At 44.1% G+C, this 23,966-nt stretch carries 28 protein-coding genes; 19 read left to right on the top strand and 9 right to left on the bottom strand.

Going from position 1 to position 23,966, the window contains the following annotated elements; genetic code table 11:
• From panD to B0E43_RS23745, 5 genes are all read left to right on the top strand, one after another.
• Window positions 1–313, top strand: a 313-nt coding sequence (gene panD / locus B0E43_RS23765; RefSeq protein ID WP_139352625.1) for an aspartate 1-decarboxylase, incomplete at its 5' end; no start/stop codon positions are given.
• A complete protein-coding gene (locus B0E43_RS23760; RefSeq protein WP_077346117.1) occupies window positions 313–1,317 on the top strand; it encodes a lysylphosphatidylglycerol synthase transmembrane domain-containing protein in 1,005 nt (334 codons plus the stop codon). The genes panD and B0E43_RS23760, both read left to right, overlap by 1 nt.
• Before the next feature lie 34 nt (window positions 1,318–1,351).
• Window positions 1,352–2,038 carry a zinc metallopeptidase gene (locus B0E43_RS23755; protein ID WP_077346116.1) on the top strand — a complete coding sequence of 229 codons (687 nt, stop codon included), beginning with the start codon at window positions 1,352–1,354 and terminating at the stop codon, window positions 2,036–2,038.
• A 102-nt stretch (window positions 2,039–2,140) separates the two neighbouring features.
• A complete protein-coding gene (locus B0E43_RS23750) occupies window positions 2,141–3,280 on the top strand; it encodes an acyl-CoA dehydrogenase (protein ID WP_077346115.1) in 1,140 nt (379 codons plus the stop codon).
• A 137-nt stretch (window positions 3,281–3,417) separates the two neighbouring features.
• On the top strand, window positions 3,418–4,347 hold the full coding sequence (locus B0E43_RS23745) for an AraC family transcriptional regulator (RefSeq protein WP_077346114.1): 930 nt from the start codon (window positions 3,418–3,420) through the stop codon (window positions 4,345–4,347).
• On the opposite strand, the gene B0E43_RS23740 is transcribed toward B0E43_RS23745, so the two are convergent.
• The 4 genes from B0E43_RS23740 to B0E43_RS23725 form a co-directional block, all read right to left on the bottom strand.
• Window positions 4,330–5,085: a phosphoglycerol geranylgeranyltransferase gene (locus tag B0E43_RS23740; protein ID WP_254423331.1), complete on the bottom strand. Its 756-nt coding sequence runs from the start codon at window positions 5,083–5,085 to the stop codon at window positions 4,330–4,332. The genes B0E43_RS23745 and B0E43_RS23740 overlap by 18 nt on opposite strands.
• On the bottom strand, window positions 5,069–5,449 hold the full coding sequence (locus tag B0E43_RS23735; RefSeq protein ID WP_077346113.1) for a hypothetical protein: 381 nt from the start codon (window positions 5,447–5,449) through the stop codon (window positions 5,069–5,071). Before B0E43_RS23735 ends, B0E43_RS23740 begins: the two co-directional genes overlap by 17 nt.
• On the bottom strand, window positions 5,439–5,807 hold the full coding sequence (locus B0E43_RS23730; RefSeq protein ID WP_077346112.1) for a phage holin family protein: 369 nt from the start codon (window positions 5,805–5,807) through the stop codon (window positions 5,439–5,441). Before B0E43_RS23730 ends, B0E43_RS23735 begins: the two co-directional genes overlap by 11 nt.
• 89 nt (window positions 5,808–5,896) lie before the next feature.
• Window positions 5,897–6,481, bottom strand: a complete 585-nt coding sequence (locus tag B0E43_RS23725) for a YkgJ family cysteine cluster protein (RefSeq protein ID WP_077346128.1) — start codon at window positions 6,479–6,481, stop codon at window positions 5,897–5,899.
• A 163-nt stretch (window positions 6,482–6,644) separates the two neighbouring features.
• On the opposite strand from B0E43_RS23725, the gene B0E43_RS23720 reads away from it, so the two are divergent.
• Window positions 6,645–7,370 carry a TIGR00730 family Rossman fold protein gene (locus B0E43_RS23720; protein ID WP_077346111.1) on the top strand — a complete coding sequence of 242 codons (726 nt, stop codon included), beginning with the start codon at window positions 6,645–6,647 and terminating at the stop codon, window positions 7,368–7,370.
• Window positions 7,371–7,449: 79 nt separating this feature from the next.
• Here B0E43_RS23720 and B0E43_RS23715 read toward each other — a convergent pair whose 3' ends face one another.
• On the bottom strand, window positions 7,450–7,953 hold the full coding sequence (locus tag B0E43_RS23715) for a hypothetical protein (protein WP_077346110.1): 504 nt from the start codon (window positions 7,951–7,953) through the stop codon (window positions 7,450–7,452).
• A 251-nt stretch (window positions 7,954–8,204) separates the two neighbouring features.
• The gene (locus B0E43_RS23710) at window positions 8,205–8,768 is read right to left on the bottom strand and encodes a TIGR00730 family Rossman fold protein (RefSeq protein WP_077346109.1); all 564 of its coding nucleotides are present in this window, start codon (window positions 8,766–8,768) and stop codon (window positions 8,205–8,207) included.
• 380 nt (window positions 8,769–9,148) lie between these two features.
• Here B0E43_RS23710 and B0E43_RS23705 point away from each other — a divergent pair, with 380 nt between their 5' ends.
• The 11 genes from B0E43_RS23705 (at window position 9,149) to B0E43_RS23655 (ending at window position 19,675) form a co-directional block, all read left to right on the top strand.
• Window positions 9,149–9,730 (top strand): non-canonical purine NTP diphosphatase, encoded by a 582-nt coding sequence (locus B0E43_RS23705; RefSeq protein WP_077346127.1) that lies wholly within the window; start codon window positions 9,149–9,151, stop codon window positions 9,728–9,730.
• 33 nt (window positions 9,731–9,763) lie between these two features.
• Entirely contained in the window at window positions 9,764–10,384 is a 621-nt protein-coding gene (gene udk / locus B0E43_RS23700) for a uridine kinase (protein WP_077346108.1), read from the top strand.
• Window positions 10,385–10,441: 57 nt separating this feature from the next.
• Window positions 10,442–10,786 (top strand): hypothetical protein, encoded by a 345-nt coding sequence (locus B0E43_RS23695; RefSeq protein ID WP_077346107.1) that lies wholly within the window; start codon window positions 10,442–10,444, stop codon window positions 10,784–10,786.
• Window positions 10,787–10,878: 92 nt separating this feature from the next.
• A complete protein-coding gene (secDF, locus tag B0E43_RS23690) occupies window positions 10,879–13,845 on the top strand; it encodes a protein translocase subunit SecDF (protein WP_077346106.1) in 2,967 nt (988 codons plus the stop codon).
• A gap of 135 nt (window positions 13,846–13,980) precedes the next feature.
• The gene (locus B0E43_RS23685; RefSeq protein ID WP_077346105.1) at window positions 13,981–14,349 is read left to right on the top strand and encodes a hypothetical protein; all 369 of its coding nucleotides are present in this window, start codon (window positions 13,981–13,983) and stop codon (window positions 14,347–14,349) included.
• 6 nt (window positions 14,350–14,355) lie between these two features.
• Window positions 14,356–15,075: a hypothetical protein gene (locus B0E43_RS23680; RefSeq protein WP_077346104.1), complete on the top strand. Its 720-nt coding sequence runs from the start codon at window positions 14,356–14,358 to the stop codon at window positions 15,073–15,075.
• Window positions 15,068–15,823: a sensor histidine kinase gene (locus B0E43_RS23675; protein WP_077346103.1), complete on the top strand. Its 756-nt coding sequence runs from the start codon at window positions 15,068–15,070 to the stop codon at window positions 15,821–15,823. Before B0E43_RS23680 ends, B0E43_RS23675 begins: the two co-directional genes overlap by 8 nt.
• A 71-nt stretch (window positions 15,824–15,894) precedes the next feature.
• Window positions 15,895–16,521, top strand: coding sequence for a response regulator transcription factor (locus tag B0E43_RS23670; RefSeq protein WP_077346102.1), 627 nt, complete (start codon window positions 15,895–15,897; stop codon window positions 16,519–16,521).
• A 12-nt stretch (window positions 16,522–16,533) separates the two neighbouring features.
• Complete coding sequence (locus B0E43_RS23665; protein WP_077346101.1) at window positions 16,534–17,580, top strand: oxidoreductase; 1,047 nt, start codon at window positions 16,534–16,536, stop codon at window positions 17,578–17,580.
• 53 nt (window positions 17,581–17,633) lie between these two features.
• The gene (locus B0E43_RS23660; protein WP_077346100.1) at window positions 17,634–18,074 is read left to right on the top strand and encodes an outer membrane insertion C- signal; all 441 of its coding nucleotides are present in this window, start codon (window positions 17,634–17,636) and stop codon (window positions 18,072–18,074) included.
• A 134-nt stretch (window positions 18,075–18,208) separates the two neighbouring features.
• The gene (locus B0E43_RS23655; RefSeq protein ID WP_077346099.1) at window positions 18,209–19,675 is read left to right on the top strand and encodes a glycine--tRNA ligase; all 1,467 of its coding nucleotides are present in this window, start codon (window positions 18,209–18,211) and stop codon (window positions 19,673–19,675) included.
• 82 nt (window positions 19,676–19,757) lie between these two features.
• Here B0E43_RS23655 and B0E43_RS23650 read toward each other — a convergent pair whose 3' ends face one another.
• Entirely contained in the window at window positions 19,758–20,216 is a 459-nt protein-coding gene (locus B0E43_RS23650) for a DUF6702 family protein (protein WP_371454139.1), read from the bottom strand.
• A gap of 122 nt (window positions 20,217–20,338) precedes the next feature.
• Between B0E43_RS23650 and B0E43_RS23645 the strand changes: the two genes are divergently transcribed.
• Both B0E43_RS23645 and B0E43_RS23640 read left to right on the top strand, forming a co-directional pair.
• Window positions 20,339–20,917, top strand: a complete 579-nt coding sequence (locus B0E43_RS23645; protein WP_077346097.1) for a HupE/UreJ family protein — start codon at window positions 20,339–20,341, stop codon at window positions 20,915–20,917.
• A gap of 263 nt (window positions 20,918–21,180) precedes the next feature.
• Window positions 21,181–21,540: a hypothetical protein gene (locus tag B0E43_RS23640; RefSeq protein WP_077346096.1), complete on the top strand. Its 360-nt coding sequence runs from the start codon at window positions 21,181–21,183 to the stop codon at window positions 21,538–21,540.
• A 31-nt stretch (window positions 21,541–21,571) separates the two neighbouring features.
• Here the strand turns inward: B0E43_RS23640 and B0E43_RS23635 are convergent, their stop codons facing one another.
• Together B0E43_RS23635 and B0E43_RS23630 are read right to left on the bottom strand one after the other, a co-directional pair.
• A complete protein-coding gene (locus B0E43_RS23635) occupies window positions 21,572–22,687 on the bottom strand; it encodes an amidohydrolase (protein WP_077346095.1) in 1,116 nt (371 codons plus the stop codon).
• 75 nt (window positions 22,688–22,762) lie between these two features.
• The gene (locus B0E43_RS23630) at window positions 22,763–23,872 is read right to left on the bottom strand and encodes a Fic family protein (RefSeq protein WP_077346094.1); all 1,110 of its coding nucleotides are present in this window, start codon (window positions 23,870–23,872) and stop codon (window positions 22,763–22,765) included.
• Between the last annotated feature and the right edge of the window lie 94 nt (window positions 23,873–23,966).

Below are 23,966 nucleotides of genomic sequence, written 5' to 3'. Positions count from 1 at the left end.
GGTTAAAGTTACACAAGCAGAACTTAACTATGTAGGTTCGATTACAATTGACGAAGATTTGATGGATGCCGCCAATCTAATCGAAAACGAAAAGGTTCAGATTGTCAACATCAATAACGGGGAACGCTTGGAGACTTATGTAATCAAAGGTGAAAGAGGCAGCGGAATGATCTGTCTCAATGGCCCCGCTTCAAGAAAGGCAGCAGTTGGCGACATTATTATCATCATTGCATACGCCATAATGGAATTTGAGGAAGCCAAAAAATTCAAACCCATTCTTATTTTTCCTGACGAAAGGAACAAATTGGCCTAATGTTCAACTTAAAAATTAAACAAGGAATCCAGGTAGCAATTTCACTCGCGATTGCTTTCTGGATTTTCTGGTTTTTATATAAAGACATACAGTTTTCAAGCCTTTTGGATCAAGTTAGATCCTCCAATTGGTTTTGGATTCTTCTTTCCCTGGCAATTTCATTATTTGGATATTGGCTTAGAGGATGGAGATGGTCTCTACTTTTGGATTTTGAAGAAGGCAAAAAAGTAACTGCAAACAGGGCCTATCATGCGGTCATGGTTGGATATTTGGTCAATCTACTTGTACCAAGGGCGGGAGAAGTAGCCCGTTGTGGCGTCCTTTCTAGGACCAACGGAATTTCGGTCGGACATCTCTTTGGTACAGTTTTATTGGAGAGAAGTATTGACCTCCTTTTTTTAGTTTTTACAATTATTCTTGCATTTCTAGTTGAAAATCAACTTTTCCTAGCTCTTTCAGGAGAATTGATAGATTTGGAAACTCTCGGTGGAAAGCTCCAAAGCAACTTACCCATATTAATTGGAGGAGCCGCGGTTTTCATTGTTTTCATATACCTCCTGCTTAAAAAATTCCAAGACCATGGGCTAGTAAAAAAGTTTCAAAATTTTGGGAGGCACCTTCTTACCGGACTCAAGAGCATCGGCAGACTTAAAAACCCCTCAGGTTTCTGGATCAGTTCTATTTTGATCTGGGTAATCTATTTCATCACCATGCAGATGGTGTCGATTGGTATCCAGAGCACTGCCAACTTGACACCCGGTGAGGTGCTTTTGGTGATGGTAATGGGAACAATTGGCATGGTAGCACCTGTCCAAGGGGGGATTGGTACCTTCCATGCATTGGTGGCTTACATTTTGATTCAATTCGGAATATCGGAGTCTGATGGAAAAATCTTTGCGGCCATCATCCACGGAACACAAGTGATCATGGTTCTGATTGCAGGATTGGTCAGTTGGATCGTAATGATGAGAATCCCCGCTTGGAATAAACCCGACAAGCTCTAACTTCGTATTTACACCCAGTTTAAAACAAAAAAAAATGATTATTTTAATCGTAGTCGTATTTGCAATACTTGGATTTGTGGTCAGCAGCAAGCTGAAAAGCAAATTCAAGAAATATTCTCAAACTGCACTTCAGGCAAATCTATCTGGTGCTGATATCGCCAAGTTGATGTTGGCTGACCATAACATTCACGATGTGCAGGTAGTCTGTGTGGAAGGTCAGCTGACTGACCACTACAACCCGATGAATAAAACTGTAAACTTATCTCCGGATGTATACTATGGCCGCAATGCAGCAGCTACCGCTGTTGCCGCCCACGAATGCGGTCACGCTGTACAGCACGCCACATCATACGCCTGGCTGAAAATGAGATCTGCCATGGTTCCCGTTCAAAACGTCTCCGGCAAGATTCTCAACTTCGTTTTGATTGCGTCACTGTTTGGTGGATTTGCCCTAGGACTGCCTTATCCTGTTATTGGGTATATTGTGGTAGGCTCTTATTCGGTGATGACGCTATTCACATTAGTCACTCTTCCTGTCGAATTTGATGCCTCGAACCGGGCTTTGGCTTGGGTACAAACCAGAAACATCGTAACACGACCTGAATATGAGATGTCAAAGGATGCGCTTCACTGGGCTGCAATGACTTATGTAGTGGCTGCTTTGGCTTCCTTAGCGACTTTGGCATATTACATTTTCATTTTCTTCGGCAACCGCGATTGATCCAGATCAAAATAAAATTCGGAAAGGGGCAAGTTTTTGCCCCTTTTCTTTTTTTGGGCTATATTTTCAATCAGGTATTAAACCCAAAATTTTACTTGTCCTATGAATTTTGAACTTTCCGAGGAGCAGCTGGCAGTACAGGAAGCAGCAAGAGAATTTGCCCGACAAGAGTTACTTCCAGGAGTAATCGATCGTGACACCCAGGCCAAGTTTCCCCTGGAACAGGTCAAAAAAATGGGGGAACTTGGATTTATGGGTATGATGGTTGATCCCAAATACAACGGAGGGGGAATGGATTCCATTTCCTACGTCCTTGCCATTGAGGAACTTTCAAAAATTGATGCTTCAGCATCTGTGTCCATGTCTGTCAACAATTCACTCGTTTGTTGGGGACTTGAAAAATATGGGACTGAAGCCCAAAAACAAAAGTACCTAACTCGACTGGCGACCGGAGAGGTGTTAGGCGCATTTTGTCTTTCCGAACCAGAAGCCGGATCTGATGCTACCTCACAGAGAACCACAGCAGAAATTAAAGGGGACTATTACCTAATCAACGGTACAAAAAACTGGATTACCAATGGTTCATCTGCAAGTATATATCTAGTCTTTGCCCAAACAGATTCCCAGAAAGGCCACAAAGGCATTTCGGTATTCATTGTAGAAAGAGGTTGGGAAGGATTTGTGGTCGGAAAAAAAGAAGACAAACTTGGAATCCGTGGATCTGATACCCATTCCCTGATGTTTACAGACGTCAAAGTCCCGGTCGAAAACCGAATTGGGGAGGAAGGATTCGGATTTACTTATGCCATGGAAACCCTTAACGGAGGCAGAATCGGGATTGCTGCCCAAGCTTTGGGAATTGCAAGTGGTGCATATGAATTGGCTTTGGCTTATTCCAAGGAAAGAAAAACCTTTGGAAAACCGATCAGCCAGCACCAGGCAATTCAGTTCAAACTGGCAGATATGGCTACCCAAATCGAAGCCGCAAGACTATTGGTGTACAAGGCTGCCTGGCTTAAAGATCAGGGTGAGGATTATGCCCATGCCTCTGCCATGGCCAAACTTTACGCCTCCGAAGTGGCCATGAACGTCACCATTGAGGCAGTCCAGGTGCATGGAGGATATGGGTATGTCAAAGAATATCATGTCGAACGATTGATGCGGGACGCAAAAATCACTCAGATCTACGAAGGAACTTCTGAGATTCAGCGGATTGTAATCTCCAGAAAAATTCTAAAATAATCCTATTGGAAAATTTTATCAGGGTCTAATTACAAATTATTATACCTTTTTTTACTTTAATTAGGCCTTTTATAGAATATTCCTGTTTTGGCTAAGGAAAAGTTATATTTTTACAACACCTCTACTATTACCTATCCATGGATTATTACAACAAAGTCATTGAGTCCGTCCACGTACGTTTTTTGAAAGGCAACAATTTCAAAATTGAAAAACCTGTGACGGTGATGGACTATGAAGAAAGCGAAAATAGTTTGATTTTGCTACATCATGGTTCTTTGAAATTTGGTGAAGACCAAGAACTAGTCAATGAAGGCGAAGTGCTTTTCATCCCCAAAGGCCAAAAAACCCAAATCACTTTTGGGACCGGTACCAAACGGAACGAGCTTGGAATGGATCAATTTGGAGACAACAAAAGAAAATTTCTCCAAAGTATCAGTTTCAAAGACATCAAGACCACAGAGGATGACTGCATTTCACATGTACAGTTTGAGTCCAAAGTCTTTGATGTGGTCAATTTTTTCAATTCTCTGGACATTCCCCCTTTCATCATCCGGTTCAACGACCGGATTGCCACTTTGGTGGAGGATATAATCAAAGAACTGGAAACCACGAATGTCGGAAAAGAGCGCTCTCTGAAGGCTCAGACTGAAGTGTTGGTTATTGAACTTTTGCGGCATATTCTAAAAAACAGACTTTTCACCGAAGAATTGTCTACCAACTCGACCTATTTCAAAGATCCGAGGCTGATTGACCTATTCAATTTTATAAAAGCCAATATCGGAGGAGACCTTTCCAACAAAGTCCTGGCAAAAGTGGCCAATGTCTCTGAGGATTATGTGGGCCAGTATTTTAAAATGCTTACCGGAATCAATCCCCAGGATTACATTGAATACCAACGGATGGAGACTGCCGTTGAACTGCTTCGTACCTCCAAAAAATCAATCCGTGATATAGGAAAAGAAGTCGGCTATAAAGACACCGCGTATTTCTGCCGTCGTTTCAAAATGATGTATGGGGTACCTGCAGGAAAAATGCGCAGAAGAGAATCCCTAATTAATATTCAGTGACAGATTGTACCATTCCTTGATATCCAGGACCTCGGCCAAAAAGCCGGGGTCTTTTTCTATGGAATTGCCCAAAACAATCAGATCTGCACCGGCCTCAAATGCCGTCCTTATTTTCTCAAGACTGTTTAATCCCCCCCCAACAATCAGAGGCAAATTTACTGTGGACTTCACCTCCGAGATCACTTTTGGGCTAACCGGGAATCCGGCTCCGCTCCCGGCATCCAGGTAAAAATATTTCATTCCAAGAAATTTACCAGCCAAGGCTGTTGCTTTGACCTGCTCGAAATCCTCGTTGGAAAGGGGCAAAGTCTGACTCACTGAATGGACACTGAGCAACTCCCCCTGATTGACCAAAATGTACCCTGTGGGTAACACTTCCAAATCCATTCTTGCTAGCTCAGGTGCAGCAAGAACCTGATGGGAAATCAAAAACTCGGGATTTCTACCCGAAATCAAACTCATAAACAGAATCGCATCCGCATGCCGAGAAAGCTGGAGATGGGAGCCAGGAAAAAGGCAAACCGGAATCTCTCCGGCTACTTTTCCAAGGGATCGGGCAGTGTTTTCGAAATTCTCTGAAGAAGTGCTACTGCCACCCACCAGGATCAAATCCAAACCTGAGCCTTTTACCCATGCGAATCGGCTCAAATCCGTTTCCTTTTCTGGGTCAACCAACCAGGCAATTCCTTTTTTTTGGGATTTGGAGAGCCCTTTGAGGAGTTTACTTACTTTTTTCACCTTCTTTTACTTCTGCCGGGGAAGAAAAAATCTCGCTGAAAATCTTGTCTTTGGCCAAGGCAAGCCCCAAAATGATCAACCTCTGGGTCAGATTTGGCCAAAAAGATGAACCTTTTGACTTGGTCAGACGCTTTTTGATGTCCTCATTGAGAAGTCCTTCTTTCTCCAATACCTCCAAAGCTTTGTCCGTGGTTTTTACTTTTTTCTTTTTTGTGGCACGGATGATTCCATAAGTCAAAAGTGCCCCGACCGCAACTACAGCTCCTACTTTCAGCCATTCTTGGGAATCTTTCTTCAACACTTCCAATTGCTTGGCCAGAGTTTGCTCCAATTCCTCTGTCTTTTTATCAAGTTTATTGCTCATCTTCTTCTTCTTCCCTGTTGGATTTAATTTTGAAAATAAAATCTTTAAGCAAATCTTCGACCCTTTGCTGGAGGCGCAGAGAATCCCTGCTCAATACCATCACCAACACGACCAAAAAATACATCAAGGCCACGATCAAAAAGCCCAAGTAGGGGCTCTTGGTAACTTGACTCAGGAAAAAAGCCAATGAAAGTGACAAAAACAGAAATACCAACAGAAGCATACTTCCAATGGCAACCAATAAAATAAGCCGGGACAAAATCCCCACAAATTCATCCTGGATTTCTTGCTTGACAATTCCAATCCGGGCTTCAATGATCCCCCTTACGGTTTGAATGATTTCGGCGATTTTCAACATAATTTCGGGTGTTTTTTGTCCCTTTTTCCACTAATCATATTCCGAATATACTGGAAAACGAAAGAGCAAAAAAATCAAACCGAGGCACATCACTCTGCTTCTTCGTAAAATTTAAACCTTAAAACCAACTCCAGAGCCATCAAAATTGCCTGGTTGACCGGATATTGATTGGTCAGAGATTCATCCACATCCTTGAGTCGGGTATAATATGCCGTTGCCATAGGGATCTCCATGTCCGAGTTGATGCGCAAAGTGGCGGCTGCAAAAGCTTCTGATTTTTGGGCTTTTAGGATTTTGCAGGTGATGAGGTCTTTTTGGCCATATTTAGTTTTGCGGGCAGATGCACCAAAAAGTCTGCAAATAAGTCCTCTGTTGGCATAATTTCCACAAAATCCCTTGGTCACATCTTCTTTGCTGGACCGATAGACAATGCAATTGCCCGGTTCATCCTCAATCGAAAGCTGATTGGCGATTTCTTCGGCTATTCCCTTATTGTAAAGATCAAATGCCAAAGGCAAAAATTCCAAAGGTGATGCAGGAACCTCCGGGTTTGCACAACAAAATCCGCAACCTGAAATACAGCCCATTCCAGCTTCAGAATGAAATTGGCGGGACTCAGCCTCCAGCTCCTGAAAGACCTCTTTGACAGCCTCGGATTTTTCAAATAGATTCATTTCCAATTTTTCAGAAGACAAAAGTAGCAGAACTAATCCCCAATAAACTCTGGGGTTCCTGCATTTTTTCTTCCTGATTATCAATCGTTTAAATTTAGAAGGACTAGATAGATCGACATTTGCCTCTGAGAATCGTTTTTTTGAAAGACTAAAAGGAAGAAACATGAATAATCTGGAGGACAAACAGGCCGAAGAACGCATCCGCAAGGCTTTCAAGGAACGCGACTGGAGCGAAATCAGAAGTGAGGATTCCTGGGCAATTTTTAAAGTAATGTCCGAATTTGTCGAAGGATATGAAAAACTGGCAAAGATCGGCCCATGCGTGTCTATTTTTGGCTCAGCCCGCACTCCACGAGACCATGAATATTATAAGATGGCCGAGGAAATTGCCGCCAAACTCGTCAGACATGGCTATGGAGTCATCACCGGCGGCGGTCCCGGAATCATGGAAGCCGGAAACAAAGGCGCTTATTCCGAAGGCGGTAAGTCCGTGGGCTTGAACATTGTGCTCCCCTTTGAGCAGTTTAACAACATCTACATTGACCGGGATAAGCTGATTACCTTTGACTATTTCTTTGTCAGAAAGGTTATGTTTATCCGATACGCTCAGGGATTCGTGGTTTTGCCTGGAGGATTTGGTACCCTGGATGAGTTTTTTGAGGCACTTACCTTGATCCAAACCAATAAAATCGGTCGGTTCCCAATCGTGCTTGTAGGTAAGTCCTATTGGGAAGGACTCGTGGACTGGATCAAAAAAACCCTGTTGGCTGACCACGCCTACATCAAAGAAGAAGATCTTGAATTGTTTACTGTGGTCGATAATGCCACCGAAGCGGTAAAAGCGATCGATGATTTCTACAGCAAATACCTGTTGAGTCCGAACTTCTGATACCTGACCCGTCAGATTTTGAAAATTGAAAAGCCATCGTGGAGATGGCTATTTTTTTGTTCTGTTTTGGCTGAATCTATTAACCGACTTTCAATCTCAATTCACCCTGCCTTTTTACAATTTTTAGCTCAAAGTACTGATTGATAAAAGCCTTGCAGTGGTTTTCGGCCCATTCTGCCCGGGATTCAGTATCGTACAGCAAGGTCATTCGAAGCATGGTTTTCACGTATTGTTCATGCTGACCTAGTTCTTGGATCCATGCAATAAATCCAGCCTCCCAGTCTTCCTTGAACTTGTCAAAGTGGCTACGCCCATCAAAAAGCAATTCCAGTTGGTTATCCTTATTTTTGAACCGATAGATCCCGCAAAGCTGGCGGTAAATCATCCGAATCCTGTCAGTGGGAAAATCAAAGGTATCCAAAATCCTCTCATAGGTCTGATCCATCAGCCGGAGTGGATTGTAATGAAAAGTATAAGAGCGCTTCAATTCGTAAACCATCTGATCCATCAGCTCTTCCTCCAATACATACTGAGCTTGTCGTAGAATGTAATTTTTATCCAGTGGAAAAAGCTTGTCGATCATACAGCTATCAGGGTTCTGGCAAAAGTACTATTTATCTTTCTGAATTACGAAGTCCAAAAGACGAAATACGGATAAGTGTTGGATGGCCACTTCCGGCTGTTTTGGGGACGTCATTGCGAGGGGCTTTTCCAAGGTTAGATTGATTTGGGTGTTTCATGCCCCAAAGCAATCCCATCATTAGAAGCAGGTTTTAATTTGGAGACTGCTTCGTTCGTACCTCCCTCGCAGTGACGGTTAACCGATGACGATCCTTACCAATCTGCCGGTCGTCTTGCCTGATAAGCTGACATTTGATCAAGCAAATCAATGGGATCATCGGAGATGATAAGCATTTCCTCCTGCTCGGGATAAAGGAACCCCGATTCCATCGCATGATTCAAAAACTCTATCAACTTATCGAAATACCCGTTGACATTATATAAGGCCAAAGGCTTCTGGATATAGTGGAGTTGGTTTAAAGTCATGATTTCAAAAAGTTCCTCCAAAGTCCCGATTCCTCCCGGCATGGCAATAAACCCATCTCCCCGCTCTGCCATCAGCCATTTCCGGTCCCGCATCGTCTCCACGATGATCAATTCGGTACAGCCCAGATGAGCTACTTCCCGATCTACCAATTTTTGAGGAATAATGCCCAGAACCTCCTTGCCGGCCGCCAACATTTCGTCGGCAATGATGCCCATCAAACCCACACGCCCCGCTCCATAGACCAAAGAGTGATCTCGCCTGATCATCTCCTGCACCAAGGAACGTGCGCCAGCTTCATAGACGCCACTGTTTCCTTTTTTCGAGCCACAGTAAATCGTGATTTTCTTCATATCCCGAAAATACAAGTTTCAAATCAAAGGGGAAATGAAAAGGACTTTAGGAGTTTATCGAACTCCACCAAAAAATCCCTCTTTCCTGCAGTAAATCGCTTTTAAAATTTGTATCACCCCCTTCGGGGTTTAAATGAATGCTTATCCAATCGTTCCTATAATAATTTCAGCCATACTGGCTTTTAAATCCCGAAGGGATAACAGGATTATAGCTTTAAATGTGTTTCTTATGTACGGTAACCCCAAAGGGGTGACATCATTTTTATCGAAAATGGTAAAAGCGATTTCCCAGCTCTTTCCTGAATTTTAGCTACCGATTTTGAAAATCTCTGCGACCTTTGCAAAATATTTTTTATCCACCCGATTATTTCATCTACCGCATGAAAATCTGCTTCGCTACCAATAACTCAAAGAAAATCGAAGAAGTAAAAGCCGCTTTAGGCACTGAATATGAAGTCGTTTCTCTCAGTGAAATCGGGTGTTTTGAGGAGCTTCCCGAAACCGGCGACACCCTGGATCACAATGCATTTCAAAAAGCCCGTTTTGTAAAAGACCACTACGGGGTTGATTGTTTTGCTGATGACACGGGCCTGGAAGTGGATTCGCTAAACGGAGCCCCGGGGGTCTATTCCGGGAGGTTTGCCGGTGAGGCCCGGAGCGACGAAAGGAATATTTCCTTGCTTTTGGAGAAAATGGAAGGAAAAAACAGCCGAAATGCCAGATTCCGAACGGTCATTGCACTGATCCTTGATGGAAAAGAATATTCATTTGAAGGAACAGCAGAAGGTGAGATTTTGGATAAAAAAGTGGGGTCGGGAGGATTTGGCTATGATCCAGTCTTCAAACCTCTCGGATTTGATCGGACTTTTGCACAATTGACCTTGGCTGAAAAAAATGAAATCAGTCACCGTGGCAAAGCCGTAAAAGCCTTGATTTCCTTCCTAAGCAATAGAAAATTCTGAGATGAAGTCTAAAATAAATTACCTTTGTTCCCCATGAAAAAACCATTCATTGTCGGGATTACCGGAGGCTCCGCTTCCGGCAAAACATTGTTTTTGGAGCGTTTACTAAGCAGTTTTGACCCCGGCGAAGTTTGCCTCATTTCTCAGGACAACTATTACAAACCCCGACATCAGCAGCCCATCGATGCGCAGGGAGTCCACAATTTTGATACTCCCAATAGCATCGATTTCGAGCAATACGCGACTGATATCCGTAAGATCCAAAATGGAGAAACGGTCCAACGGGAAGAATATACCTTCAACAACTCCTCCAAAAAACCAAAAATGCTCACCTTCTCTCCAGCTCCCGTGGTGGTTGTCGAGGGAATTTTTGTGCTTTTCTATCCAGAACTTGCAGATCTGCTTGATCTGAAGATTTTTATCGATGCCAAAGATCACATTAAACTAAAGCGGAGAATCATCCGAGACAAAGTGGAGCGGGGCTATGACCTGGATGATGTGCTTTACCGCTACGAAATGCACGTGATGCCTACTTATGAAAAATACATCAAGCCCTTCAAAAACGAAGCTGACCTGATCGTACCAAACAACTCCAGTTTTGACATGGCCCTGGAAGTCATCCGCACTTATCTCCGCGCCAAATCAGGGAACTGAATCAAAATATTGGTAGCAAAAAGTTGGATTTTCAAATAATGTCTATATTTGCGCCAAATGAAAAACAGGATAATCCATAACAGTCTCTTCCAACAGCGCTTCACGCTGTTGATGGCCTTGCTGTTTTGCCTGTTCATTTCCAGCGTGGAGTATTTGCCTCAGGGTGGTGAAATCGCAAAAACTGAGCATTCCTCCGAAAATCCCGATCAGACCTTTCTCAATGTGGCCGTAGATGCAGTGGTACCTTTCATCCTGCATGTGGCTGACACTGTTTTTTACCTGATTTATCAGGTTTTCAGCTTTGAATTCAAATTACCTACACACCAGGCCGTTTCGGCTTTCTATCCCAACCATCTCGTAGAGATACTTTTTGAGCGGATTATTTCCACTCAGGGGCCCTGATTTTCGCTTTTCCCCCAAAACAAGTAACACTGAACCTCTTCAGGTTCTGAATCAATTCTGTATTTCTTATTCTAATTAACTATTCAATCCTTATGCAAAACAAAGGTGTCATTGTGTTTTTGACAGTGATTGTTACGGCGCTTTGTCTGTACTATCTGTCATTCACTTTCGTATCCAATGGTATCCAGCAAAAAGCTGAAGCTTATGCTACCGATGCCTCCGGCAATATTGACTTTGCCAAAAAAAGAGCTTACCTCGATTCCGTATGGAGAGAGCCAGTCTACAACTTCCTGGGTGCTGACTTCACTTATCAGGAAATCAAAGAAACCGAACTTGGCCTTGGTCTTGACCTTCAGGGCGGGATGCACGTGACTTTGGCAGTTTCTCCGGTAGAAATTGTAAAAGGAATTGCAGGCAATCCAAAAGACGAAGGATTCAATAAATCGGTCGACGAAGCCAGAGAAGCTGCAAAAACTTCCGATGCGAAGTTTGTGGACCTATTCTATGCTGCCTGGCAGAAGAATAATGCCGGAAAAAACCTGAGCACCATTTTCGCAACAGCTGCCAACAGAGGCAGAATTTCCCTGGAATCCTCTGACTCAGAAATCCTTGACCTGATCAACACCGAAGTTGAAAATGCTATCGAGAGATCATTCAACATCCTCAGAACCCGTATTGACCGATTTGGAACCTCACAGCCAAACATTCAGAGAATTGCAGGTTCAGGAAGAATCCAGATCGAACTTCCCGGAGTTGACAATCAGGAGCGAGTGAGAAACATGCTTCAAGGCGTGGCAAAGCTTCAGTTTTGGGAAGTTTTGGAGTTGAATGAATATGGTGGATCCATCGAAACTATCAACACCACTTGGGTAGCTGATCAAAAAGCCACTCCTGCCGCAGTGGATACCACAGCCGAGGTTTCCTCGGAAGATTCCCTGAGAAATGCGCTGGAAAAACAGCTGGAGCAGATTGATCCGATGAACAGCGAAAACAACGTATCACCGATAATCAGCCTGATGAAAGCTAGTTATGGCTTGGTGTACGATGTCCGCGATACGGTGACCATCAATAGAATCATCAAAAACGAGCGCTATAAGTCATTTCTTCCAAGAGATCTGAAACTCCTTTGGGGAGTGAAACCAACCATCGCTGAAGATGGAAGTGAGTTGTTGGAGCTCTATGCAATAAAAACAACCCGTGGATCCGATCAGGCACCACTAGAAGGTGACGTAGTGACCGATGCCCGTCAGACTTTGGACCAGACTTCCCAGCCTGCGGTATCCATGCAGATGAATGCTGACGGAGCCAGAAAATGGAGAACCTTGACTTCTGAAAACATCGGAAGAAGAATCGCAGTTGTCCTTGACGACTATGTATACACTGCACCAGTTGTAAACGGTGAGATACCTAACGGCCAATCTGAGATAGCGGGTAATTTTACCCTTGTAGAAGCTCAGGATCTGGCAAATATCCTGAAGTCCGGTTCACTTCCAGCTCCAACTCAAATCGTAGAAGAGAGCATCATCGGCCCGACCTTGGGTAAAGAAGCCCAAACACAGGGTATCTTCTCTATGGTTGCCGGTTTGGCTTTGGTTGTTCTGTTTATGGTTGCTTATTATGCCAAAGGCGGATTAGTTGCTGTTGCTGCTCTGGTTTTCAACATTTTCTTCATCCTGGGTATTCTCGCCCAATTGGGCACAGCCCTAACCTTGCCCGGTATCGCAGGTATCGTATTGACGATCGGTATGTCGATTGATGCTAACGTATTGATCTTTGAGCGAATCAAAGAAGAACTCCGAAACGGTGTCAATCTGATGGCAGCCATTGAGGCCGGCTACAGCAAAGCATTCTCTGCGATTCTCGATGGTAACCTGACCACATTTCTTGTTGGAGCGATTTTGTTTGCTTTGGGACAAGGTCCGGTTAAAGGCTTTGCCATCGTTTTGATGATCGGTATTGCTTGTTCCTTCTTCTCTTCCGTATACATTACCCGTGTGATTGTCTATTGGTTGACCAAAAAAGGAGACAAGAGCACCATCAACTTCACAGCACCTTTTTCTAAAAATGCACTTACCGGAATGAATGTGGACTTTATGAGCAAGCGGAAAGTTGCCTACCTCATTTCATCCTCCATCATCGTGATCGGTTTGGCCATTGCAGTTTTCAACGGACTGAAATTCGGGGTGGACTTTACCGGTGGGCGTTCCTATGTCGTGGTTTTCGATGAACCAGTCGTACCGTCTGATCTGAAAGTGGGGCTAGATGGTGAATTTGATGGATCTGTAGAAGTGAAGACCTACGGAGGCAACAATACCTTGAAAGTAACCACCTCCTACCTAATCAACGAGGATGACGATGCTTCAAACAAAGAGGTGGAAGCCAAGGTAAAAGAAGGGATCTCGACAGTGACCGGTTTTACTTTTGTAGAGAATGCTGACCAAATTGCGGATGGACAATTCTCCATTTCGGGGTCATCCAAAGTTGGTGCAACAGTAGCTGATGACATCAAAACTTCCTCCGTAGAAGCGATGATTTTAGCCTTGATTGGCATCTTCCTTTACATTTTGATGAGATTCCGCAAGTGGCAGTTCTCCTTGGCTGCCATTGTGGCCTTGATTCACGACACGCTGTTTGTAGTTGCTGCATTTGCTATTGCAAGTACATTTGGCGCCACTTTCGAGATCGACCAGGTGTTCATCGCAGCGGTATTGACGGTAATCGGTTATTCGATTAACGATACGGTAATCATCTTCGACCGTATCCGTGAAAACATCGAAAATCGCGGGACTCACAAGTTGATAAAAGTATTCAATGACTCAATCAACCAAACTTTGGGACGTACCTTGATGACTTCTTTCACTACCTTGATTGTGGTGATTGTGTTGTTGTTGTTTGGTGGTGAAGTATTGAGAGGCTTCTCTTTCGCCCTATTTGTGGGTATCACAGTAGGTACCTATTCTTCGATCTACATCGCGACCCCGATCGTAGTGGATTTGATGAAAAAGGAGCTTGAAAACGAAGAAAATCCAGCACCAAAGGAGGCTAAGAAGATAGCTTAAGCTTTCCTTCATATATCCAATAAAAGGAACGGGATGCCTCCCGTTCCTTTTTTTTGTCCCATTCCCACAAAATCCATTATCTTTTCAAACACAAAAATTTTCATCTTCAAACTTTTCTAAACAACCCATTTTACCATGCAAATCAGCAAAGAAGACTTCGAAAAAATGAAAGCGAAGTATGACAAAGAAATTAAAAAAGGCAAACCAGGCAAAGGCAACAAGCACGACATCGAAGACCAGACCAATTGGATTGCCTACACCAAGGAAGACCTGATGGAAGTCTTGGGCCAAGACGGTGTGACCGGCATCAAGTTTCACTTTACTGAATTTACCAAAGATGTCGCCGAGAAGTTATACGGCGCCGATGCAGATCTTTATGTAGGCCGACTCGGCTTGGTCTATTCTTCCATCAATGCCAGCCCTGAAGCCACCCGATCGGGCGATATCCAAGGAGGAGACCAATACTATGACAAAGGCACTACCTGTCCTCCTACCTGCCAATAAATACAAATGATGAAAGCAGTAAATCTCGACCTATTTTATGACAGACTTGGCTATTACCCATTGTTATTAGTAGGGTTTGCTATTGCTGGACTATTTGGTTATTTACAACTTTCAAAAGAGAAAAGAAAAAATGAGCCCCTGAAGTTCTGCCTTGAAATTTTGGTGACTGTTGGCTTCTATGAATTGGTTGCAACATTTGTAAGCTCCCAAAAAATAGTAAACCTATGGGTTTATAACCTGTTCAACGCACATGTAGCAGCGGTTTTGTTTATGCTTTTGATCGGGAGTTTTCTCAAAAGAGAAAGTCACAAAAAAATGGTAAACATTTTCATTGTGCTTTTTCTTTTGATTTCCCTGGTTTTGCATCTTACAGGATTCGTGCATTACAATGACAGCGGGGAATACATTTCATTTTTGAATACTGTTTTGATCCTATGTTGCTGTGGGTTGTATTTTTTTGAATTAATTACAATAGATGAGTTCTTAGAAATTGATCCCTTAAAGGAATTTAGCTTTTGGGCATCCACTGCGATTTTATTCTATTTTTCCTCCTCCTTTATGGTCTATATTTCTTTCAAATACCTCTACACCTATCATTTGGATATTTATTACATGGTCATACAGATTCCCAGGCATATGACACTCCTGTGCAACCTTTTGCTTTGTTTTGGCATTTATTCGCCATTGATTAAAGATCGATTCCAACTAGAGATCATCCATGTCTGAGCAGGAAAGTCAATTTATCTTAATTCTTTTTGGTGGGATATTCTTTGCATTCCTGATGTCGCTTTTTGTCGTGGCAATGGTCGTCCTCCACCGACAGCGCCAAGTTCAAAACCGCCAAAAGCTTACTCAGATTAAAGACGAAAATGAAAAAACCCTGCTCAATGTAGAAAACGAAATCCAACAGGAAACCCTCACCCAAATCGGAAGGGAGCTGCATGACAATATCGGTCAGTTACTCTCCCTAGCCAAACTCAACCTCAACTCCTCCAAACCGGAAAAACAGTCGGAAGGCAAGGAATACATCAATCAGATCATCAAAGAAGTCCGGACTCTCTCCAAAACACTTAATCTGGACTGGGTTGAGTCTGTCTCCCTGGATGATTTTATCCGACAGCAATTGGAAAAAATACAGTCCACCGGCTTTTGCCAAACGGCTCTGGAATCCGACGGATCCTTTTTGGAGCTGAACAAAGACCATAAACTGGTTCTGATCCGGGTAATCCAGGAATGTCTGAACAATGCGATCAAACACGCCCATCCCGACAAAATCACTATTCTGGTGTCCAAAAACGGCACTTCCCGAACGATAGAAATCAGGGATGACGGGAAAGGTTTTGACACAAACCACCAATCTCAGGGAAGCGGTATGTCCAACCTCAAGAAGCGAATGGAGACGATCGGGGGGAAATTTAGCCTGACATCTAAAGTCGGAAAAGGAACTCAAATAACATTAAAGTTGCCTTTTTGAATTAAGTAACCTAATTTCCAAAATCTTTAGTATTTCAATCTCGCTTTCTCCCCAAACCTATATTTCAAAAAATGATCCGGATCGCCCTGGCTGACGACCACAAGTTATTTGCAAAAGGACTCGAAGGACTTATCGAAGAACATGAGGGTTTTTTGGTCACCGGGCTGTTTCCAAACGGGAAAGAATTGTTGGAATATTTGGACAGCGAGGAAGTGGATTTGGTCTTAACAGACCTCAACATGCCCATCGTTGATGGTTTTGGGGTACTCCGTCACTGCAAAAAACACCATCCCAACCTCAAGGTAATCGTCCTGTCGATGTATGACGAGGAAAAGATTTTTAAGGAATGCGCCAGCCTCGGTGCCGATGCTTTTATACTGAAGGATGCTGATCCTGACGAACTGATATTCACCATCATTGAAGTCCATGAAGGTCGCTTCCTAATGGATTTCAAACGGGTAATTCAGCAATCAGATGTCACCCCTTTCTTTGACGCTTTTCGGGAAAAATACCGGCTTTCCAGAAGAGAAACCCAAATCCTGAAACTGATCAGCGATGGATTGCTCAACCGCGATATTGCAGATCAATTGAGCTTGAGTATTCAGACCATAGAGACTCACCGCAAAAATATCCATCAAAAACTGCAAGTCTCCTCCCGAATCGAGTTGATCAAGAAGGTCAATGAAATGCACCTTTAATCCAATTTTGCGATGAATAAACAAATCCGAACTGCCTTGGTGGGCTATGGTTCTGTGGCAGAAAAAATGCACGCTCCACTGATCTCAGTGTGCCCTGATCTGGATTTTGTGGCAATTGTGGAGCGCAATGGGAATCGGTGTGAGGGAAAATTCCCCAAAGTGAGGACTTTTCGAAGCCTCGAGGAATTGTTGGAAGCTGATGCAGCAGACTTGATCTGCATCACCACCCCAAATGAGTTTCATTTTCCGATGGCCAAGCAATGCCTTTTAGCAGGCAAGCATGTGGTGGTGGACAAACCTGTGACGATCAATTCATTTGAGGCTGAAGAGTTGGAAAAAATCGCCGCTGAAAAGAACCTGGTTTGCAGCGTCTTTCACAACCGCAGGTACGATGGAGACTTCCGGACATTGCAACAGCTGGTAGCCGAAAAAACTCTTGGAGACTTGGTCTACCTGGAATCGCATTTTGACCGGTTCAGACCGAATGTTTCCGAAAACTGGAGAGAAAAAGAAGTGCCCGGAAACGGGATTACCTTCGACCTTGGATCTCACCTGATCGATCAGGTCGTGCTGCTTTTCGGAAAGCCGGAAGCAATCTTTGCCGACATCCAAAAACAGCGAATGAATGCTGTTGCAGACGATTTTTTTGACATTTCACTGTATTATCCGGGATTAAAAGCACGAGTCACCGCTGGGGTATTGGTCAATGTCCCAACTCCGAAATTCCTGCTTTTGGGCCAAAATGGATCTTTCCAAAAATTCTTTTTGGATGCACAGGAGCAGGCTTTTAAAGACGGCAAAATACCGGAAGGACCAAACTGGGGAGTCGATCCCGAAGATCGGTGGGGGAAGGTTTATTTAGAAAATGAAACCCTTACTTATCCGACTTTGCCCGGAGATTACAGGATTTTTTATAAAAATGTAGCTGATGCTATTTTGAAAGAAACGCCACTCCAAGTGACTTTGTCTCAGACAATTTCGGTGTTGAAAATCATCGAAACAGCCTTCAAAAGCGCTCAGGAAGGCAGAAGAATTACCCAATTAGAAGGCAATTGGTAATTGGATTGGCTTAGACTTTGTCTGATTGGTAGTCCAAACAACATCCAATTGTCATGAAAAAATTATTATTTCTCGCCTTTTTCCTGATGGGAATTGTGTCTATGGCTGAGGCCCAGGTCAGTGCAGGAATCAACTTTCAAAATACCCGTACATTCATCACAGTCGGTACCGATCCGGATAAAGAATTTTTCGGAGAAGCACGATTGGGTTTAGGCGACAACATAGGTCTTGAATTGATGGGTGGGTATAATTTTGTCAGAAAGAGTGAAGTCAACGCTTATGTCGGGGCTGCTCTTGGCCTTTTTGGAGACTATCACAGGAATGATAAGCATGAACATCATGATGATGTGTATTTTGCAATTCCTTTTGGTGTACTCATCAAGCCTTTCAGTTCGAAAAATTTTGGTTTCTTAATCGAAGCTGCCCCAGTTTTTGCAAGTCATCACGATAGCTATCTTAGAGGTGGTATTGGATTTAAATACACTTTTAGATAAATCAATCCTATCCAGTAAACCAAGCCACAATCCTATCTGGGTTGTGGCTTTTTTTGAATAAAAGCAGGTTTTAAGCCGGAAATGGAAATTTACATCCTGCTTCAAATCAATTTGTTTCTTTATTTTTGCGGCCTATGGCAAAGACAGAGACCCCGGGCGAAAATGCTCAATTGAAAGATATTATTTCCCATGCCAAGGAGTATGGGTTTGTGTACCCAAGTTCTGAAATCTACGACGGCCTGCAGGCAGTGTATGATTACGGGGCTTACGGAGTTGAATTGAAAAATAACCTGAAGCGTCTTTGGTGGGAAACCATGACTCGCGTGCAGGACAATATCGTCGGAATTGATGCATCGATATTCATGCATCCGACCACCTGGAAAGCTTCCGGTCACGTGGACAGCTTCAACGATCCGATGATCGACAACAAAGATAGCAAAAAGCGATACCGAGCCGATGTCTTGGTAGAAGAACATGCAGCCAAACTTGAAAAAGAAGGTCAAGCGGAGAAAGGAAAGTCCTTGACTGCTGCTTTGGCGCGATTGCTTGAAGCAGAAGATTTGGACGGAGTCCGTGACCTGATCACCAACGAAGGCATCAAATGTCCGATCAGCGGCACCTCCAACTGGACCGATGTACGTCAGTTTAACCTGATGTTTTCAACCCAAGTGGGTTCCGTAGCGGAAGATTCCTCCACCATTTATTTGCGTCCTGAGACAGCTCAGGGGATTTTTGTCAATTTCCTCAACGTGCAGAAAACGGCACGAATGAAAGTTCCTTTTGGGATAGCTCAGATCGGAAAGGCTTTCCGAAATGAGATCGTGGCGCGGCAGTTTATCTTCCGGATGCGTGAATTTGAACAAATGGAGATGCAGTTTTTCATTCGTCCTGGCACCGAAATGGACTGGTACGCCTACTGGTCTGAGACTCGTATGAAATGGCATTTGGCCTTGGGTACCCCTGCGGAAAAGCTCAAAAAGCACGATCACGAAAAACTCGCTCACTATGCAAATGCTGCGATGGACATCGAGTTTGAGTTTCCATTTGGGTTCAAAGAAGTGGAGGGAATTCACTCTAGAACAGACTTTGACCTGAAATCCCACCAGGAGTTTTCCAAGAAAAAGCAGCAGTACTTCGATCCGGAAATCAATCAAAACTACATCCCGTATGTGATCGAAACCTCCATCGGTGCGGATCGATTGTTCCTCTTGACGCTTTGCAATGCCTACACTGAGGAATCTTCAGAGGAGAAAAGCAGAACTTATCTGAAGTTTCATCCTGCCATCGCTCCGGTGAAAGCCGCCATCCTTCCGATCGTGAAGAAAGACGGCTTGCCGGAAAAGGCAAAGGAAATCGTGGAATTGCTGAAGTACGACTTCAACATCATCTACGAAGATGCAGCTTCAATCGGAAAGCGCTATGCACGTCAGGATCTGATTGGCACGCCGTTCTGTATCGCCGTAGATCACCAGACTTTGGAAGACAATACTGTGACTATCCGTCACCGCGACACCACCGAGCAGGAGCGAATTGCTATCTCCGAACTCCATGGCCGAATCGCCGAGGCAACCAGCTTCAGAAGGATTTTTGAGAAACTCTGATTTCGGGTTTCGGATTTGTGATTTCGGATTTAAAAAGCCGTCAGATTGAGGTCTGGCGGCTTTTTTTCTTGCCTCTTATTTCTCACTTCTGAAATTCAATCTTACCTTTTTCATTTCCCTCGCTGAGCAGGAGACTTCTCGGAGATTTGGACTGGTTATAGACATGAACAATATTTTGCTGGCCCGGTCTGTCTGACAATAAAAGGGTATTAGTGACTTCGACCGATTTGGGAAGATCGACAGGTGAGGATTCCAGGTAAAACCAAGCCGCCTCGCCATCCACTTCATAGCCCAGCAGATTCAGAGTAATAGATTTTCCGTTGACCAGGATCTGATTGTGTTTCTCCAGGTAGGTTTTGACCTGGCGGTCCAAAGTGGCTTTGTCTTTTGGCTGAAGAAAATTCACCTTTTCCCCAAAATGATTACTCAGTCCCACCTCGAGGTCATCCCAAAAAATCTTCTGGGAAATCTCCATTTTACCCTTTTCAGAATTATAGCTCATTTCGGTTAAGCTGATAAAAAAAGGATGAACGAGAGCCATCCAAACCGGGAAAATCAACGAAATGTAAAAGTGTTGCATTTGGTCAGCTCAATGTGCCTTATGTGGGATTAATCCAGTATTATTGCGGCAATTTACTTCAATAGCGGAAGTATCACCCCATCATGAATTTATTTCAGTTGTATTTCAAGCTTGGACTTCAGCATATTCTGGACATCCGGGGCTTTGACCATATCCTGTTTATTTTGGCCCTTTGCGCAATTTATGTGGCGCGGGATTGGAAAAAGATCCTCATCCTCGTCACGGCATTCACCATAGGACATTCTCTTACACTGGCATTGGCCACATTCAATGTCATCCAGGTCAGATCCGAAGTCATCGAATTTCTGATTCCGGTCACCATCGCAATTACGGCATTGGTTTCCATCTTCAAACCCAAACCTTCCAATGGCAAAGGAATACCCCTCAATTATATCTTTGCGGTGTTTTTTGGCCTGATCCACGGGCTGGGTTTTTCCAATTACCTGAAGGAACTGCTCGGCAAAGAGTCCAGCATCTGGCAACCCCTGTTGGCATTTAATATAGGACTGGAAGTCGGGCAAATCGTTATTGTATCAGCTTTTCTGTTGGCAACTTCTCTGCTTAGCCTGGCTGGTGTCAGCCGCAAAGAATGGACACTGATCGTTTCAGCCTTTGTGTTGGGCGTGGCTTGCATGCTGATGCTGGAGACCAAATTCTGGTAAAATCCAGCAAACATTCACCACTTATTCCATTTTTCCAGTTTAAACCTGGCAGGTTTTCGAAACCTGCCAGGTCTCGGATTAATTCCCCCAATTGTAGCGAATCATCATTCCATTTCGTTTTTATTTCATCCGATGAGAAACCCCAATCGGAACTTCCTATTTTTAAACCAAAAAGATCCAGGCAGATGAAATCGGTGTCAGGACTCCTTGCTTGTTTACTTATTTTTTCAAGTTGTGAGGAGGAAATCCCCTGCACAAGCTTTATGATTGGAGAACCTGTCGAAATTCCCTTTGGTAGGACAGTGACTCATTGCACGGAACCTATTTCAGTCACTTTTCTGGATTTGATCTCCGACTCCAGATGTCCGATTGGTGCCACATGCATTTGGGCCGGGATGGTGGAAGTCCGGATTTCGGTAAATCTAAATGGGCAGGAAGAGGTATTCAATCTTAGTTCTGCACCGAACTTTGGAAACAAGGTGCCGAACATCCAAACGATAGAAGGGTACTCAGTCGAGTTAGTGGATCTCAAGCCCTTTCCTGATACTTCAAAAAAAGTGGATGAAAAAGATCGTCAGGTAGTCCTTTTGATCAAAAAAGTGGGAAGTGGTTTGAAGGAATAGACCTGGCAGGTTTTGAAAACCTGCCAGGTCTTTAACAAACAAACCCGAGTATCTCCTCAAACATCCCCACTCCTGTCTCGATCAGTTCATCCGGAAAATCATAAGTTCCTTCATGCAGTTGGGGACAATTTTCTCCAGCTCCCAGTCCAAATAAAAACGAAGGACAAACCTGTGAAAACAGGCCAAAATCCTCCGACCAGCGGAAAGGCTCAGGCTTTTCAGTCAAGGTAAGTCCGAGATTTTGTGCGGCTTTTTCCACCACGAGATACAAGTCCGGGTCATTGACCGAGACGGCAAACTGCTCCACAAAACCAAAGTCCACTTCCAATCCTTCCGGTTCCGCCACCGCCTTTGTTTTTGCCTTTACTTTTTCGATCAAATCATCCAAATCCTTTTGGTCGAAAGCTCTCAAGGTCATGCTCAAACTGGCTTTGCCCGCACTGGTACCAAAAGCCAAACTTCCCAACTCGGAATGAATAAGTGTCAATAAACCGAAATGAGAAAGGGTTCTGGGAAGTTCTGGCAGTTCTTTGATCAGTTGGGCTAGAGTCTGAGCCGGGTTGATTCCAGCTTCGGGATGAGCCGAATGCGAAGTTTTACCTTTCAGGAAAATGGTCATTCCGGTACTTCCTGCTGCAAAAGTTCCTTTTCGCATCACAATCTGATGAAGCGGATAACCGGGAAGATTGTGCAGGGCAAAAGCAAAATCGGGCCGGATTTCTTCGAACCTTGGGTCATTCAAAATGGCTCTCGCTCCATCGCCTGTCTCTTCAGCAGGCTGAAAAAGAAGCACGACTTCGCCTGTTTCGGGTCGGTTTTGGGAAAGTTTTTCTCCCAAACCACAAATGATCGCCATATGTCCATCGTGTCCGCAAAGGTGACCTTTGCCGGGAATCTGACTTTGGTAAGGACTTTCCTTAAGATCTTCGATGGGCAAGGCATCCAGTTCACAGCGGAAAAGCATCCGCTTTCCCGGCCTCTTCCCCCGAAAAATAAAAGCCAGACCTGTACCTCCCAGATTTTCGAAAGTTTGATCCGGCTGAAGAGGTCTGAAAAACTCCAAAATCCGTTGAGCAGTTTGGCTTTCTTCAAAACCAACTTCAGGAAATTGATGGAGCGTATGTCGGAGTTGGACTAGTTGGTTCATTGTCTTTGATTTCCCCAAAGTAACGAGCTTTTCCAAAGTTTTAAACTTTGGAAAAGCTTGAGGCAAAGGCAACTATCAGGATAGCTTCACTTGGTACCGAACACTTCGCCCTCCACCTTCAGCCACGAAAATCCCCAAATCCCGCAAATGCTGCAGATCACGGGTGGCTGTGGCTTTGGATGCGCCGGTGATCCCGATGTACTTCTTGGCATTCATGCCGCCTTCAAATCCTTCCGGACCTTCATCGAGCATTCGATTCAATGCCTTCAATTCCCGTTCATTCAATTCCTTGCTAAACGCATCGAAAAACTTGGTTTTCTGAAGGGAAAACTCGATCAGCTCCTCGACTTTTTCCTGAGCTTTCATCACCACATCGGCAAAATACAGCAACCAGTCATCTACTTTGAGGCTCCGCTGAGCCTTCTTGAGTTGATCGTAATAGAACAGTCGCTTGGCCTCAATGACTTGAGACAAGCTGATCAATATGGGCTGATCCAAGCCTTGATGCAGCGCCTTTTCTGCCAAAGCTCGACCGATTCGACCGTTTCCGTCTTCGAAGGGATGGATGCTTTCAAAATACAAATGCACCAAAGCCGAACGCAGGATTGGATTCAAAATAGCCTTTGGTTCACCCGGGGCAGTGGCATTGAACCAGGCAATAAACTGGCCCATCTCATCAGTAACGCGTGATGATGGAGGTGCTTCAAAATGGACAATTTCCTTGCCCAAGGCACCCGAAACGACTTGCATGGGTTCGGTTCCGCTTCGCCATTCCCCTGCTTGAATGTAGCGATTGCCTTCCATGAGCATTTCATGCCAGGCAAAAAGCATGGCCTCGCTCAGCGGTTCTTTCCAGGTTTGGCGCACGGCGATCATCAGCTTGGCAATGCCCTTAGCCCGATGGTCTTTCACCAATCGAGGCTGCTCTTCGTGAATGCCCAAATTCTTCTTGAGGGATGACATGACATCAACCCGACTCATGAATTCGCCCTCAATTTCAGATGTCTTGATCGCCTCAGACAAAAGGATATCCACGAGAAGCTGGTCTTTCTTCTCCAAGGAAATCCCGGAATATTGCCCGCTTGATTTTCCGGATTTGAGCAAAAATTTAAGCTGTACATCCTCGATGATTCCTGGTGTAAACTCAAATTTTGGCCAGCCTGTCTGTTGCCAATTGTAGCTCATGAGCCGATTAGGTTTTCTATTCGGCTCAAATATACAACTTTTTTGAGCCGATTAATATTATTATTCGGCTCATATTTTTAATTTTATTGAGCCG

Source organism: Algoriphagus sp. A40 (assembly GCF_002002735.1).
Classification (GTDB): Bacteria; Bacteroidota; Bacteroidia; order Cytophagales; family Cyclobacteriaceae; genus Algoriphagus.
This window is presented reverse-complemented; position numbering and strand designations above follow the sequence as displayed.